The organism is Nonomuraea sp. NPDC003201 (assembly GCF_053590415.1).
This window is the reverse complement of the sequence record NZ_JBSFTC010000274.1, coordinates 1-15,153: the sequence shown is the minus strand read 5'-3', so window position 1 is coordinate 15,153 and position 15,153 is coordinate 1. Positions and strand designations below refer to the sequence as shown.

Here is a 15,153-nt window from a genome sequence, read left to right as displayed (position 1 = left end):
GGCGGGCCACCCTGCTCGGGCTGGCCGAGGGGTGGGCGGCGCTGGCGCCCGACGGGCGCTACAAGGTCCACGGCGAGCCGGCGGGGCAGTTCTGGCACGTGATCGGGATGTCCCGGTTCGAGCTGGGTGAGCTGGACCCCTACCTGCCGGGCGTGCGGCAGGTGCCGCTCGACTCGCCCTTCTGAGCACGGGTCAGCCGCGGCCGGCGCGCCTCGTCAGCTCCTCCCAGACCTCGTCAACCCGGGTGTCCAGCTCGGCCAGCGAGCCCTCGTTGGGGATCACGATGTCGGCCACCGCCAGCCGGTCCTCGCGGGAGGCCTGGGCGGCGATGCGGGACTTGGCGTCGGCCTCCGGCATGCCCCGGTGCTCGGCCAGGCGCCGGATGCGGGTCTCGTCGGCCGCGTCGACGACGATGACGACGTCGTACATGGGGGCCAGGTGGTTCTCCGCCAGCAGCGGCACGTCGTAGACGGTGATCGCGTCGTCGGCCGCCCGGCTCTGCAGCTCCGCCACCCGCTCCCCCACCAGCGGGTGGACGATCGCGTTGAGCGCGGCGAGCCGCTCGGGGTCGGCGAAGACGATGGAGCCGAGCCTCTCCCTGTCGAGCGAGCCGTCGGGGCGCAGCACGCCCTCCCCGAACGCGGCCACCACCCTGGCCAGCCCCGGCGTGTCCGGCTCGACCACCTCGCGGGCGATCCTGTCGGCGTCGATCACGACGGCGCCCTTGGCCGCGAGCCGCTTCGACACCTCGCTCTTGCCCGATCCGATACCGCCTGTGAGCCCAGTCTTCAACACGGGAAAAAGCCTACGGGGTCATCATCGTAGACATGAAGACGACGATCGTACGGGCCGCGCACGAGCAGGCCGCGGCCGTCGGGGACGACTGGGTGGGGCCGCAACACGTCGTGCTCGCCCTGCTGGCCGGCGAGTCCCTGGCCGCGCGGGTATTGACCGAGGCGGGGCTGGACCGCGCACACGCGCTCGAATGCCTGCCGCACCACGCCAGACCCGCGCACGGGGCGGGCGGCTTCGCCAACCCCGCCTTCTACAAGCTGTACGGCATCGCGACCGGCCTGGCGCTGGCCGCGGGCCGCCGGCAGGCGGAGCCGGCGGACTGGCTCATGGCCCTGGCCTACGACGTCGAGGAGGACCGGGGGCCGACGCCGCTGCACCTGTTCGGGGTGGACCCGGCGGCGGTGGCCGAGGCGCTGCGCGCGCACGGGGTCGGGACGCCGCCGGTCGACCCGCCCGTGCACGTGCCGTGGCGGGGCCGCCACCAGGTCATCGTGCCCGCCGCCGCCCTCCAGGGCGTGCTCGACCGGCTCAACGCCGACCATCCGGCGGGCTCGGAGTGGCGATGGGGATGGAACTGGGTGGACGACGACCTGGGCCGCGTCTTGATCACGGCTGAGGAAGGGATCGATCTGGCCGCATACGCAGATGGATCAGCGTCAGATGATCGTCCATCCGCTCCCGGCTCGTCTCCCGGTAGCCCAGACGGCGGTAGAGCTTGAGGTTGCCCCCTGACAGGTGCCCCGTGAACAGGTCGAACGCCTCCGCCTCCGGCACCGCCTCGTGCAGGGCCGTCAGCAGCGCCGTGCCGATGCCCCGGCCCTGGTGGTCGGGCGCCACGACCAGGCGGCCGACCAGGCAGGTCGTGCCGGACACCTGCCCGCGCACCGCCCCGATCACGCGGCCGGCGTCGAGCGCCTTGAGCACGACGCCGCCCTCGATGACCTTGCGGACCTGCTCAAGCGACTCGATGAGCGGCGGGATGTACGGGTCGCCGTACAGCTGGGCCTCGCTCACGTAGGCCGCCCGCTGCAGGGTGAGGATCTCGCCCGCGTCCGCCGTGGTCGCCCGTTCGATCAGCACGCGCAGCACCCTACCGCCCGCTCCTCACGGATACATGCCCGCCGTGAGCTCGCCGGGGCACTCGGTGCCCTCCTGCGGCAGCGTCCCGTTGACGAGGTAGTCGTGAACGTGCGTGCGCAGGCAGGTGGCACGGAGCCTGCCGACCCCCTGGAGCAGGTACGCGTCGGGCCCGTCGCCGTGCGACAGCACGACCGCCCCGGGGATGTGCTCCGCGGGCCGGGCGCCGGTGTCCAGCCGGCCGATCCCGACCAGGACCGTGGGGCCGTGACCCGGGGCCGGCACGTTCGGGGGCCAGCTCGGGGCGCCCTTGCGCGGCATGCCGAGGCATCGCGCGACCTCGTACCGGCCGCTCACCCATCCCACGCGCGGCGCCACCTCGCGCAGGCGCGTCTCCATCGCGAGGAAGCGCCGGTAGGCGGGCACGGCGGGCATGAAGTCGTGGCACCACATGGCTCCCGACACGGTCGCGGGCGCCGCCGGCGCGCTCACGGCGTCCGGCTTGGCCGCCTCGGTGTCCGGCTTGGCCGCCTCGGATGCCCGCTTGGTCGCCTCGGAGGCCCGCTTGGTCGCCTCGAAGGCCATCGCCGCCAGCCTGGTCGCGTCGCCCTCCCTGGCCTCGGACATGGCTCGGGCCAGCTCCGGCCAGCGCCCCGGGGCCAGCCCGGCGTGGACGGCCGCGGCGAGGCGCCGGGAGTTCACCGTACGCCCGGGGCCCGCGTGCAGGGGCGTGCGGCGGGTCAGGGCGTCGTAGACCTCCACGGCGTCGGTGTCGGCGTCGCCGAGCGGGCACCCCAGGTGCCTGCGGCACCAGTCGCGGAAGGAGAACAGCTGCCGCTCGGCCGCCCGTGCCTGGTCGGTCAGCCGCTGCGCCAGGTCCGGCTCGGTGTGGTCGGGCCCGCCTTCGAGGTACATCCGCCCGGTCCGGTGCGGGAACAGCTCCATGTACGCCTGCCCGTACACGGCCCCGTAGGAGGAGCCGAAATACCGCAGCCGGGGCTCCCCCAGCTCGGCGCGCAGGGCGTCGAGGTCGTGGGCGACCTGCCAGGACGTGAGCCCGTCGTAGGCGGGTCCGGCGGCGGCCCGACAGCTCCTGTCGTAGGCGGTGTTGTCGCGGGCGTAGGCGCGCCATCCGGCCCGTCCCGAGGCGAGGACGAGGCGCAGCGGGTCGGGCTGCGCCACCGCGCACTGAACGGCGGCCGCGCTCCCCCGGTCGCCGATCCCGCGCGGCTCGACCAGCACCACGTCGAACCACCTGGTCAGCTCGCTCACCCCCTCCGGCCGGGCGCGCACGGCCTGGACGGTGGAGGCCGATCCGGTGTTCACCACCAGGAAGCCGCGGCTGTGCTGCGGGTCCTGCGCGGGCATCCTCGCCAGGTCGATCTCGGTACGGGCGCCGTGCGGCCTGGCCCAGTCGACGGGCACGGACAGCTTTGCGCACTGCAACCCGTCGCCGCAGTCCTGCCACTGGGGAACGGCCGCGCCCTTCACCGCCGGCGAAGCGGCTGCCGCGGCCGCCAGCGCGGCTGCGGCAAGGATGATCACCCGCTGAACCATGCCCAATGCGTCGCCCCTGGGAATCGATCGTGGTGTCAACAGCGCAGGTCAGTCTGTCAGCGCCGATCGCCGCGGGCGGCGGGCTCGCCAACACCCAAGGTAAAATCTGCGACCCCCTCAACGCCTCGCCCGAAACCCCCCGCGCCACACCCCCCGCGCCACAGCCGCCGCAGGCCCATGGCGCCACACCTGCACCGCCTCGCCCGCCCTGGGCAGCCTCGCCAACGGGGCCGCCCGCCCGGCAACGCCCCCGCACAGCACCGCCCCGCCACGGCAGCGCTCCCCCGCGGAGCGCCGCACCCCACGAGCCCGCCCATGACGCTGCCCGCCGACGGCACCGCACCCCGCCCACCCGCGACGCACGCCAACGGCGCGGCTGCGACACCCCCGTGCGGGCCTCTGTGGCACGGTGCGAGCGGAGCGCCGCCGTCCCGGTGTCACCCCACCGCCCTGGGTGCCGCGACGCGCATAGTGGCGCCCACGGCGTCTCTCGCCCAGTGCCCAGATGCCCAGATGCCCAGCGCCTCTCGCCCCGGTCCCCGGCGGCCGGGCGCACGGACAGCCGGGCGCACGAGCAGCCGAGCGCACGGAAGGTGGGCGCACGAGCAGCCGAGGGCACGGAAGGTGGGCGCGCGGAAGGCGGGAATCCCCTGCAGCGGGAGGTTGTGGTGCCGGGGGTGCCCGATGCCGGGGGGCGGGCACTGGTGCGGCGGCCGGCCCAAACCCCCGGCGGTGGGGGCAGGCGTGCGGAAGGCCCCGCACCGCGAACGGTACGGGGCCTTCCGGAGTTAAGGCTGTGCCTCAGCCGGACCCGAAGGTCAGCTCTGGCCGCCCGCCAGCTTCTCGCGCAGAGCCGCGAGCGCCTCGTCCGAGGCGAGCGCGCCGCTGGCCGGAGCCGACGACGAGGAGGAGGAGCCGCCGGCCGGAGCCTGCGTCTCGCCGCTGTAGGACGAGGGAGCGGCCTCGCCGGCCTCCGCCTCGGCCTTGCGGGCCTCCTCGATCTGCTTCCGGTGAGCCTCGAAGCGCTGCTGGGCCTCGGCGTACTGCCGCTCCCACTCCTCACGCTGCTTGTCGAAGCCCTCGAGCCACTCCCCGGTCTCCGGGTCGAAGCCCTCGGGGTAGATGTAGTTGCCCTGGTCGTCGTACGTGGCCGCCATGCCGTACAGGGTCGGGTCGAACTCGACCTCGGTCCCGACGCCCTCGTTGGCCTGCTTCAGCGAGAGGCTGATGCGACGACGGTCGAGGTCGATGTCGATGATCTTGACAAAGATCTCGTCGCCGACCTGGACGACCTGCTCCGGGATCTCCACGTGGCGCTCGGCCAGCTCGGAGATGTGGACCAGGCCCTCGATGCCCTCCTCGACCCGGACGAACGCGCCGAACGGCACCAGCTTGGTGACGCGGCCCGGCACGACCTGGCCGATCTGGTGGGTGCGGGCGAACTGCTGCCACGGGTCTTCCTGGGTCGCCTTGAGCGACAGGGAGACGCGCTCGCGCTCCATGTCGACGTCGAGGACCTCGACCGTGACCTCCTGGCCGACCTCGACAACCTCGGAGGGGTGGTCGATGTGCTTCCAGGACAGCTCGGACACGTGGACCAGACCGTCGACCCCACCGAGGTCGACGAAGGCGCCGAAGTTGACGATCGAGGAGACGACGCCCTTGCGGACCTGACCCTTCTGGAGGGTGTTGAGGAACGTCTGGCGAACCTCGGACTGCGTCTGCTCGAGCCAGGCGCGGCGCGACAGAACCACGTTGTTGCGGTTCTTGTCGAGCTCGATGATCTTGGCCTCGAGCTCGCGGCCGACATACGGCTGCAGGTCGCGGACGCGGCGCATCTCCACGAGGGACGCCGGCAGGAAGCCTCGCAGGCCGATGTCGAGGATGAGACCACCCTTGACGACCTCGATGACGGTGCCGGTGACGATGCCGTCCTCGTCCTTGATCTTCTCGATCGTGCCCCAGGCGCGCTCGTACTGCGCGCGCTTCTTGGACAGGATCAGACGGCCCTCCTTGTCCTCCTTCTGGAGGACCAGGGCTTCGACGTGCTCTCCGACTTCCACGACGTCTGCTGGGTCGACATCGTGCTTGATGGAAAGCTCGCGCGAGGGGATGACACCCTCGGTCTTGTAGCCGATATCGAGAAGAACCTCGTCTCGATCGACCTTGACGACGGTGCCCTCGACGATGTCGCCGTCGTTGAAGTACTTGATGGTCTCGTCGATCGCCGCGAGGAAGGCTTCCTCGGACCCGATGTCGTTGACCGCTACCTGCGGGGTACTCGAGGTGGCCTCAGTGCTGGACGTCATGTGTGGAATTGCTCCGAACGCGGACAGGATGTCGATGTGGCGGATGCGCGGCAGGCCCTCTTCCGCATCAAGCCGAGGAATTACGACATCGACGTGACCGAGCGCGAGCCCGCTCCGTCTGAGGCGCGCGCGAGCCCACAGCGCAGCGATCAGCATATGAGACCATCGCCACGGGGTCAATCCGGGGAGCAATCAATACGCGTTGACCTGCAGTCCGCGCTTGGCGTCGATTTTACCTCGCAGTTTCTCCGGTATGGAGATGCGGGCCGGGTCGCCGTCGGAGACATAGCGCTCGCCGGGGTGCTTGTCCAGCCATTCCAGCCAGTACTGCGAGCACCACTTGCGGCACTCGCCCTTCTTGCCGTTGCTCTGGATGCGCTGGATGGCTCCCCGGTCGAATTTTTTCGCGTACGGCGAAAGCGACGGCTCCGCGCCGGCGAGGAACACGCCGGCGAAATCATACCGGGTGCCGTCCCAGGACCCGGTACGGGCGAGTTTCTTCGGCCGCGGCATCGACCCGAACGGCAGGGCCAACGTCCGCGACTCCGGCACGCCGAGCTTCTTGAGCAGGCGTTCGAGCCGGACGATCTGCTCGCGGACCTTCTTCTTGCGCATCACGCGCAGGTTGGGGTGGTTCCAGGTGTGGTTGGCCACCTCGTACCCGTGGTCGACCAGCCACTTGACGGCGACCGCCTGGGACTCCCGGTCGGTCAGCCCGAACGGCTCCCTGTTGATCCAGAAGGTGGCGACCGGCCGGAACCCCGGGTATTTCCCGGCCACCTCCTGGAGGACGGCCACGGCCGTGCCGGCCTTGGGGTTGCCGTTCACGTCGAGCGCGAAGTGGCTCGGGTGCCCGTCGTCGAACGTCAGCACGACCGGGAACTTCCCCGCCGGCACCTTGATGTCGCCGGTGACGAAGTCTCTGGCGGTGATCGGCACGTAGCCCTGCTTGGCCAGCTTCTCCAGCTCTTTCCTGAGCTGGTCGGGCGTCCTGTCGATCGAGGCCAGCCGCTTGGGGAGGATCCGGTGGTACATCAGGACCGGCACCAGCCCGGCCTCGTTGGCGTGCACCTGCCGGGCGAACTCGGGTGTGGCCACGACCCCGGGCGGCTCGCCCACTGGCGTCTGGCTCGGCGGTGCGACGCTGCCCTGGACCTTGGCCACGTCTTTCGGCTTGGCGTGCGGGCGCTGCTCGGACGGTAAGAGGCTCAGGCCGACGAGGGCCACCGTTACCACCACCACGTTGGCGATGCCGATGACCCGCGTGAGGGACGCTGAAATCCGCACAGAGCTCCTGGCCGCCTAGTGAAATTTCCTCCAGGTTAGTCGAAAAAGATGATCAGTCAGTGCCCGGCGTCCTCCCACGTACGCCCGACGCCCACGGAGACCTCCAGCGGGACGCGCAGGTGGTAGGCGGCGTTCATCTGGTCGCGCACGAGCTGCTCGAGCCGCTCCAGCTCCCCTGGCGCGACCTCGAAGACCAGCTCGTCGTGGACCTGCAGCAGCATCCTGGAGGCCAGCTTCTCCTCGCGGACGGCCTGGTGGACGTTGAGCATGGCGACCTTGATGATGTCGGCGGCCGAGCCCTGGATGGGGGCGTTGAGCGCCATCCGCTCGGCCATCTCGCGGCGCTGGCGGTTGTCGCTGGTGAGGTCGGGCAGGTAGCGGCGGCGACCCATGATCGTCTCGGTGTAGCCGTCGGTGCGCGCCTGCTGGACGATGGCCTGCAGGAAGTCGCGCACGCCGCCGAACTCGGTGAAGTACTCCTCCTTAAGCGCCCGCGCCTCCGCGACCGGGATGTTGAGCTGGCCGGACAGCCCGAAGTCGGACAGGCCGTAGGCCAGGCCGTAGTTCATGGCCTTGATGCGGGCCCGCAGCTCGCCGTCGATCTGCTCGGGCGGCAGGTTGAACACGCGCGCGGCGGTGGCCTGGTGGAAGTCGTGGCCCGACTCGAACGCCGCGATCAGCGACTCGTCGCCCGACAGGTGGGCCATGATGCGCAGCTCGATCTGGCTGTAGTCGGCCGTCAGCAGCGTCTCGTAGCCCTCGCCGACCACGAAGCCCTGCCGGATGCGGCGGCCCTCGGCGGTGCGGATCGGGATGTTCTGGAGGTTGGGCTTCTCGGAGGACAGGCGGCCGGTGGCGGCGATGATCTGGTTGAACGTGGTGTGGATGCGCCCGTCGTCGGAGATCTCCTTGATCAGGCCCTCGACGGTGGTGCGCAGCTTCTGCTGGTCGCGGTGGCGCAGCATGATCGTCGGCAGCTCGTGCTCGGTCTGCGTGGCCAGCCAGGCGAGCTGGTCGGCGTCGGTGCTGTAGCCGGTCTTGATCTTCTTCGTCTTGGGGAGGTTGAGCCGGACGAAGAGGATCTCCTGCAGCTGCTTGGGCGAGCCCAGGTTGAACTGCTCGCCGACGGAGCGGTGGGCCTCCTCCACGGCGTGCTTGACCGCGGCCCCGAACTCGGCCTCCAGACCCGTGAAGTATTGGCCGTCGACGGCGATGCCCGCCCGCTCCAGCTCGGCCAGCACGGTCAGCAGGGGCAGCTCGACGTCGGCCAGGAGCTGGGTGCCGCCGCGCCCGGCCAGGAAGGTCTCCAGGGAGTCGGCCAGCTCGCGCACGGCGTGGGCGCGCAGCGCGAGGTCCTTGGCCGGGGCGTCCTCGTCGTCGCCGAACAGCGCGGCCTGCCCGGTGGACTCCTCCTCGGCCCGCAGGTCGCGGTGGAGGTAGCGCCTGGCGAGGTCCTCGAGCGCGAACGTGCGCTGCCCCGGCATCGCCAGGTAGGCCGCCAGCGCGGTGTCGCAGCTCAGGCCGCGCAGGTCCATGCCCTGCGCCCAGAGCGCCAGGATGGGCCCCTTGGCATCGTGGACGGCCTTGGGGCGGCTCTCGTCGCCCAGCCAGGCCCGCAGGGCCGCCTCGTCGGCCTCGGTGAGCTTGACGGGGTCGATGTGGGCGGCGGTGCCGTCGGGCGAGGCGACGGCGATGGCGTCGATGCGGCCGGTGCCGCTGCCGTAGGCGCCCTTGAAGGCCAGCCCGGCCCGGCCCGCGGGCATCGCCGACAGCCAGCCGGCCACCCGGTCGGGGCCGAGCAGCACGGTCTCGACCTCGAAGCCCTGCTCGGGCTCCTGCTCGCCGCTGCCGAGCACCTTGAAGACGCGCTCGCGCAGCTCGCCGCGGATCTGCAGGGAGTCGAACAGCTTGTTGATCTCCTCGCGGTCCCACGCGCCCTGCGTGAGGTCGCCGAGGTCGACGTCGAGCGAGACGTCGCGCAGCAGCTCGGTGAGGCGCCGGTTCATCAGCACCTGGGCGACGTGCTCGCGCAGCTTGTCGCCGACCTTGCCCTTGACCTCGTCGACCCGGTCGACCAGCGCGGTCAGCGAGCCGAACTCGCGCACCCACTTGGCGGCGGTCTTCTCGCCCACGCTCGGGATGCTCAGGAGGTTGTCGCTGGGGTCGCCGCGCAGGGCGGCGAAGTCGGGATATTGCTCCGGCGTCAGGCCGTACTTCTCGACCACGGCATCGGGCGTGAACCTGGTCATGTCGCTGATGCCGCGCCGGGTCATCAGGACGGTGACGTGCTCGCTGACCAGCTGCAGCGCGTCGCGGTCGCCGGTGACGATCAGCACGTCCATGCCCTCCCCGGCCGCGCGGGTGGCGAGCGTGGCGATGAGGTCGTCGGCCTCGAAGCCCGCCTTGGACAGGTGCGGGATGCGCAGGATGTCGAGCAGCTCGTAGATGAGCTGCATCTGACCGCGGAAGTCCTCCGGCGTCTCGCTCCGGTTGGCCTTGTACTCGGAGTAGGCCTCGTGGCGGAACGTCGGCTCCGACCTGTCGAAGGCCACCGCCACGTGGGTCGGCTGCTCGTCGCGCAGGACGTTGGTCAGCATCGAGGTGAACCCGTAGACCGCCTCGGTGTGCTGACCATCGGTGGTCATCAGGTTGGCGTCCTTGAGCGCGTAAAAAGCGCGGTAGGCCAGGGAATGCCCGTCAAGCAGCAAGAGGCGCGGGCGGCTGGGGGTCACTTCACTCTTCGGCACACACGCAGCCTAGTCTGCGTCTGCGACAGAAAACCTGAGCTCGGAAGAGTGGAGACGTCCCTTTGACGCAGACCAACCCCCTGGACTTCTCGGTGCTCGGCGCCGTGCACGAGGGCACGCTGGCCGATCGCATGGGCATCGAGTTCCTCGAGGCCGGCCCCGAGCGGGTCGTGGGCCGCATGCCGGTCGCGGGCAACACCCAGCCCTACGGCCTGCTGCACGGCGGGGCCTCGGCGGTGCTGGCCGAGACGCTGGGCTCGGTGGCTGCCGCCATCCACGCGGGTCCCGAGCGCATCGCGGTGGGCATCGAGATCAACGCCACCCACCACCGCTCGGCGACCGCCGGGCACGTCACGGGCGTGGCGACCAGGCTGCACGGCGGCCGGACGCTGGCGACGTACGGCATCGAGATCACCGACGAGCAGGGGAAACTCGTGTGCACCTCTCGTCTCACGTGCATGTTGCGCGACCGGTGAAACTCCTGTCCCTTTGCGCGCCGCGCCCGTAGGTCGATACGGTGGTCCGAACGCGAGCCCGCGGGGTGGCCCAGTAGAAAACGTGTGCGGCCGGGGAAGCCCTGCACGGTCCCAAAGGCCGCCCGCGCGGGCTCGTCCACGTTTTACGGCGATCGTTACGGATTCGTTCGCCGAGACGCCAGGCGTCTACGGCGATTTAGCCCCTGACCTGGCTTGTTGTTTGCTCACATCAGCGACACACACATGTCACTAATTGGTGACGAACGATACTGAACCGGGCGTCACCAGAATAAGCTCCCGCCACAGCATCCCAGTTGTGCCTGCGATGCGCGCGTGTCGAGATGGAGGGGCACAACCCCGCCTTGACCTACTTGAGGGAGCACCATTGCGCAGAGCCGTGATCGCGTTCACGGCCTTCCTGGGTGGACTCGTCTTCCTGCTGGCCAGCCCCGCTCACGCGGGGCCCGCCGATTGCCAGGGACTGAGGGGAACACTCAAACTCCAAGGCCAGCCAGTGAACGGCGCCAAAATCGCCGTGACCACCGAGAGCGGACAACCCGTTAAGGAGGTCACGAGCAACGCACAAGGCACTTGGGACGTTCCGGTCGACAAGCCCGGTAAGTACAAGGTCACCTTGGATGTCAGCAGCCTTCCGAAGAACGCGGAGGTGCGTGGCGGCAACAATGTCCGCACGCCGACCGTCTTCGAGGGCAACTGCTCGACGGTCCTGTTCGCCCTCCAGGCCAAGGGCGCTCCCGGGCAGCAGCAGGAGAGCGGCGGCGAGAGCTCGTTCTGGACGACTGCCGCGCAGCTGACCTTCGAGGGCCTGAACCTCGGCCTGATCATCGCCCTGGCCGCGCTCGGTCTGTCGCTCATCTACGGCACGACCGGCCTGACCAACTTCGCCCACGGCGAGCTGGTCACGCTCGGCGCGATCCTCGCCTACGCGTTCAACGTGGGCTTCGGGCTGCATATCATCCCGGCCGCCGTCATCGCGGTCGTGGTCGGCGGCTTCCTCGGCTACCTGCAGGACCGCCTGTTCTGGGGTCAGCTGCGCAGGCGCGGCACCGGCACCATCGCCATGATGATCATCTCGATCGGCGTGGCGCTGTTCCTGCGGTACGTGTTCCTGATCTTCTTCGGCGGCCAGAACGAGGCCTTCGCCCAGTACACGGCCCAGCCCGGCATCCAGGTCGGCCCCATCACGGCCGCCCCCAAGAACTTCGTCGCCATGGGCATCGAGCTCGCGGTCCTGATCATCGTCGGCCTGGCCCTGATGCGCACCCGCACCGGCAAGGCGGCCCGCGCCGTGGCCGACAACCCCGCGCTCGCGGCCTCGTCCGGCATCAACGTCGACCGGGTCATCCGGATCATCTGGACCACGGGCGGCGCCATCGCCGCGCTGGCGGGCATCATGCTCGGCCTGTCGCAGAGCCTCAAATACACGATGGGCCAGGACATCCTGCTGCTCATCTTCGCCGGCGTGACGCTCGGCGGGCTCGGCACCGCGTTCGGCGCGCTGGTCGGCTCCTTGGTGGTGGGCCTGTTCATCCAGGTCTCCACCCTGTGGGTGCCGCCGGAGCTCAAGAGCGTCGGCGCGCTGGCCGTACTCATCATCGTGCTCCTCGTCCGGCCGCAGGGCATCCTGGGCCGCCGCGAGCGGATCGGCTGATCGGGGGAGGATCAGAATGGACTGGATCACGATCATCAGCACCACGCTCAAGTCCGCCATCGGCGTGGACACGGTGCTGTACGCCCTCGCGGCCATCGGCATCAACATCCACTTCGGTTACACGGGCCTGCTCAACTTCGGCCAGGCCGCGTTCATGGGCGTGGCCGGCTACGGCCTGGCGGTCACCGTCACCGTCATGGGCCTGCCGTTCTGGATCGGCATCATCGTCGGCCTCGCCGCCGCCGTGCTGCTGGCGATCCTCATGGGCATCCCGACGCTGCAGCTGCGCGCCGACTACCTGGCCATCGTCACCATCGCGGCGGCCGAGATCATCAGGCTCGTCTTCCGCTCGGTGGCCTTCAAGTCGGTCTTCGGCGGCTCCGACGGCCAGCGCGGCTTCTCCGACGGCTTCTACGCCCTCAACCCGTTCCCCGAGGGGGACTACGGCTTCAACCTCGGCCCGGTGCCGATCTTCTTCAACAACCGGGTCCTGTGGGTGCTGGTCGTCGGCTGGGCGCTGATCGCCATCTGCTGCGGCATCGTCTACCTGCTCATGAAGAGCCCGTGGGGCCGCGTGCTCAAGGCCATCCGCGAGGACGAGGACGCCGTGCGCAGCCTCGGCAAGAGCGTCTTCTCGTACAAGATGCAGTCGCTCATCCTGGGCGGCGTCATCGGCTCGCTCGGCGGCTTCATCTACGGCCTGGCCTTCGCCTCCGTGCAGCCGGACGTCTTCGGCACCGAGACGACCTTCTACGTCTACACCATGGTCATCCTCGGCGGCGCGGCCCGGGTGCTCGGCCCGGTCGTCGGCTCGATGATCTTCTGGGTGCTGCTGGTCTTCATCTACGGTGTGCTCACCGAGGCGGTCGGCGCCGGGTACATCACGTTCATGGACACCAACCAGGTGGGCGCTTTCCGCTACATCATCGTGGGTCTTGGCCTCATCCTGTTGCTCGTCTTCCGGCCACAGGGCGTCTTCGGTGACAAGAGGGAGATAGCAATCGATGCACGCTGAAACCACCACCACCGAGCGCAAGGCGGCCGCCCTGGCGGCGTTCAAGGACCTGGCGCGCGATCCCGGCGTGCCCAAGCCCGACCCCATCCTCGTGGTGGACAACGTCGTGCGCCGCTTCGGCGGCCTGACCGCGGTCGAGGTCGGCCACGTCGAGATCCAGCGCGGTTCCATCACCGCGCTGATCGGCCCCAACGGCGCCGGCAAGACCACGTTCTTCAACCAGCTCACCGGGTTCGACACGGCCGACTCCGGCTCGTGGGCGTTCAACGGGAAGTCCATGAACGGCGTGCCCGCGCACAAGGTGGCGCGCGCCGGCATGGTGCGCACGTTCCAGCTCACCAAGGCGCTGTCCCGGCTGACGGTCATGGAGAACATGCGCCTGGGCGCCCAGCAGCAGAAGGGTGAGAGCTTCTTCCGCGCGCTCATCCCGAGCCTGTGGCGCGGCCAGGAGGACGAGATCACGGTACGGGCCGAGGACCTGCTGGAGCGGTTCAAGCTCGCCGCCAAGCGCGACGACTTCGCCGGATCCCTGTCGGGCGGCCAGCGCAAGCTGCTGGAGATGGCCCGCGCGCTCATGGTCCAGCCCGAGCTGGTCATGCTCGACGAGCCCATGGCCGGGGTCAACCCGGCGCTGACGCAGTCGCTGCTCGGCCACGTCAAGGACCTGCGCGAGCAGGGCATGACGGTGCTGTTCGTGGAGCACGACATGGACATGGTCCGCGACATCAGCGACTGGGTGATCGTCATGGCGCAGGGGGCGGTCATCGCCGAGGGCCCGCCCTCGACGATCATGTCCGACGAGCGCGTGATCGACGCCTACCTGGGCGCCCACCACGACGCGCCGCTCTCGGAGACCGAGCTGGAGGCCCAGCTTCACGAGGCCGAGGCGGCGCTGGAGGCCGAGATCGAAGAGGAGACGCAGAAGTGACCGTCCCTGAGCCGGCCCAGTCGAAGGCGGCCGTCACCGACCGCGGCGACCACCTGGCAGGCGCCGAGGACGCCGTGCTGAGGTGCGACGAGCTGATCGCCGGCTACCTCCCGGGCGTCAACATCCTCAACGGCTCCGACCTCTACGTCAAAGAGGGCGAGCTGATCGGCATCATCGGCCCCAACGGCGCCGGCAAGTCGACCCTGCTCAAGGCCATGTTCGGGCTGGTCACCATCCGCAGCGGCACCGTGCTGCTCAAGGGTGAGGACATCACGAACATGAAGGCGCACTCGCTGGTCTCCCGCGGCGTCGGCTACGTGCCGCAGACCAACAACGTCTTCCCCAGCCTCACCATCGAGGAGAACCTCGAGATGGGCGCCTTCCAGGTGCCGGGGAAGTTCAAGGAGCGCTTCGAGTTCGTGGCCGAGCTGTTCCCCGCGCTCAAGGAGCGGCGCAAGCAGCGCGCCGGCTCCCTGTCCGGCGGTGAGCGGCAGATGGTCGCGATGGCCAGGGCCCTCATGACCGAGCCGTCCGTGCTCCTGCTCGACGAGCCGTCGGCGGGCCTGTCGCCCAAGCTGCAGGACCTGGTGTTCATCCAGGCCCAGCAGATCAACAAGGCGGGCGTGACGGTGATCATGGTGGAGCAGAACGCGCGGCGCTGCCTGCAGATCTGCCACCGCGGCTACGTCCTCGACCAGGGCCGCAACGCCTACACCGGCACCGGGCGGCAGCTCGCCAACGACCCGAAGGTCATCGAGCTGTACCTCGGCACGCTGGCCAAGGCGTAAGACGATCGAGAACGGCGAAGGGGCTCCCATGGGCCCCTTCGCCGTTCTTTAATGTGCGTTGTGAAACGTTTGGCGACAGTCGCGCTCATGCTTCCCGTCCTGCTCGTCGGCTGCCAGGGCAACGCCTCGTCCGCGTCCAAATACAGCACCGGCGGCGATCCCACCGACAGCCCCTGCGCCCGCGTGGTCTCGGCCATCGGGTACGCCAACCTCATGCTGAAGCCGAAGGGTCAGGAGGACCGGCAATATTTCGAGGACGCCGTGATCGGCCGCCTGGCGGAGTTGCGCGGGATCACGCTGGAGTTCGGCGACCGGCTGCCCGACTCGCTGAAGGGCGCCGTGCAGACGATCAAGACCACGACCGCCGGGCTGTCGAGGAACGACGTGCCCCGGGAGCGGCAGGTGGCGCTGCTCAAGCAGTACCGCGTGGCCGCCGACCAGATCGTGGCGGGCTGCAGGTAGCGACGAGAAGGGCCCGGCCGTGGCGGCCGGGCCCATCCGG

At 69.9% G+C, this 15,153-nt stretch carries 14 protein-coding genes; 8 read left to right on the top strand and 6 right to left on the bottom strand.

The genetic code is table 11. The features are described 5' to 3' along the window. Window positions 1-185: hypothetical protein (locus ACWDX9_RS48945; protein WP_449967878.1), on the top strand; the 185-nt coding region annotated here is incomplete at its 5' end. A gap of 7 nt (window positions 186-192) precedes the next feature. Here ACWDX9_RS48945 and coaE read toward each other — a convergent pair. Next, a complete protein-coding gene (gene coaE / locus ACWDX9_RS48940; RefSeq protein WP_449967875.1) occupies window positions 193-795 on the bottom strand; it encodes a dephospho-CoA kinase in 603 nt (200 codons plus the stop codon). A gap of 32 nt (window positions 796-827) precedes the next feature. Between coaE and ACWDX9_RS48935 the strand changes: the two genes are divergently transcribed. Beyond that, window positions 828-1,514, top strand: coding sequence for a Clp protease N-terminal domain-containing protein (locus ACWDX9_RS48935; protein ID WP_449967872.1), 687 nt, complete (start codon window positions 828-830; stop codon window positions 1,512-1,514). Here the strand turns inward: ACWDX9_RS48935 and ACWDX9_RS48930 are convergent. The 5 genes from ACWDX9_RS48930 to polA all read right to left on the bottom strand — a co-directional run bounded on the left by ACWDX9_RS48930 (window position 1,402) and on the right by polA (window position 9,772). Beyond that, window positions 1,402-1,881: a GNAT family N-acetyltransferase gene (locus tag ACWDX9_RS48930; protein ID WP_449967881.1), complete on the bottom strand. Its 480-nt coding sequence runs from the start codon at window positions 1,879-1,881 to the stop codon at window positions 1,402-1,404. The genes ACWDX9_RS48935 and ACWDX9_RS48930 overlap by 113 nt on opposite strands. 18 nt (window positions 1,882-1,899) lie before the next feature. Next, the gene (locus ACWDX9_RS48925) at window positions 1,900-3,417 is read right to left on the bottom strand and encodes an alpha/beta fold hydrolase (protein WP_449967869.1); all 1,518 of its coding nucleotides are present in this window, start codon (window positions 3,415-3,417) and stop codon (window positions 1,900-1,902) included. 830 nt (window positions 3,418-4,247) lie between these two features. Continuing rightward, a complete protein-coding gene (rpsA, locus tag ACWDX9_RS48920; protein ID WP_449967866.1) occupies window positions 4,248-5,738 on the bottom strand; it encodes a 30S ribosomal protein S1 in 1,491 nt (496 codons plus the stop codon). A gap of 192 nt (window positions 5,739-5,930) precedes the next feature. Continuing rightward, window positions 5,931-7,025 (bottom strand): polysaccharide deacetylase family protein, encoded by a 1,095-nt coding sequence (locus ACWDX9_RS48915; RefSeq protein WP_449967864.1) that lies wholly within the window; start codon window positions 7,023-7,025, stop codon window positions 5,931-5,933. A 56-nt stretch (window positions 7,026-7,081) separates the two neighbouring features. Then, window positions 7,082-9,772, bottom strand: coding sequence for a DNA polymerase I (gene polA, locus ACWDX9_RS48910; protein ID WP_449967862.1), 2,691 nt, complete (start codon window positions 9,770-9,772; stop codon window positions 7,082-7,084). Window positions 9,773-9,903: 131 nt separating this feature from the next. Between polA and ACWDX9_RS48905 the strand changes: the two genes are divergently transcribed. The 6 genes from ACWDX9_RS48905 to ACWDX9_RS48880 all read left to right on the top strand — a co-directional run bounded on the left by ACWDX9_RS48905 (window position 9,904) and on the right by ACWDX9_RS48880 (window position 15,113). After that, on the top strand, window positions 9,904-10,248 hold the full coding sequence (locus ACWDX9_RS48905) for a PaaI family thioesterase (protein ID WP_192794325.1): 345 nt from the start codon (window positions 9,904-9,906) through the stop codon (window positions 10,246-10,248). A 634-nt stretch (window positions 10,249-10,882) separates the two neighbouring features. Then, window positions 10,883-11,920 (top strand): branched-chain amino acid ABC transporter permease, encoded by a 1,038-nt coding sequence (locus tag ACWDX9_RS48900; RefSeq protein WP_449967859.1) that lies wholly within the window; start codon window positions 10,883-10,885, stop codon window positions 11,918-11,920. A gap of 16 nt (window positions 11,921-11,936) precedes the next feature. Next, window positions 11,937-12,935, top strand: coding sequence for a branched-chain amino acid ABC transporter permease (locus tag ACWDX9_RS48895; RefSeq protein WP_192792323.1), 999 nt, complete (start codon window positions 11,937-11,939; stop codon window positions 12,933-12,935). Then, the gene (locus ACWDX9_RS48890) at window positions 12,925-13,863 is read left to right on the top strand and encodes an ABC transporter ATP-binding protein (RefSeq protein ID WP_449967857.1); all 939 of its coding nucleotides are present in this window, start codon (window positions 12,925-12,927) and stop codon (window positions 13,861-13,863) included. Before ACWDX9_RS48895 ends, ACWDX9_RS48890 begins: the two co-directional genes overlap by 11 nt. Then, window positions 13,860-14,651 (top strand): ABC transporter ATP-binding protein, encoded by a 792-nt coding sequence (locus ACWDX9_RS48885; protein WP_449967854.1) that lies wholly within the window; start codon window positions 13,860-13,862, stop codon window positions 14,649-14,651. Before ACWDX9_RS48890 ends, ACWDX9_RS48885 begins: the two co-directional genes overlap by 4 nt. 87 nt (window positions 14,652-14,738) lie before the next feature. Continuing rightward, window positions 14,739-15,113: a hypothetical protein gene (locus ACWDX9_RS48880; protein ID WP_350726319.1), complete on the top strand. Its 375-nt coding sequence runs from the start codon at window positions 14,739-14,741 to the stop codon at window positions 15,111-15,113. The last annotated feature ends 40 nt before the right edge of the window (window positions 15,114-15,153 follow it).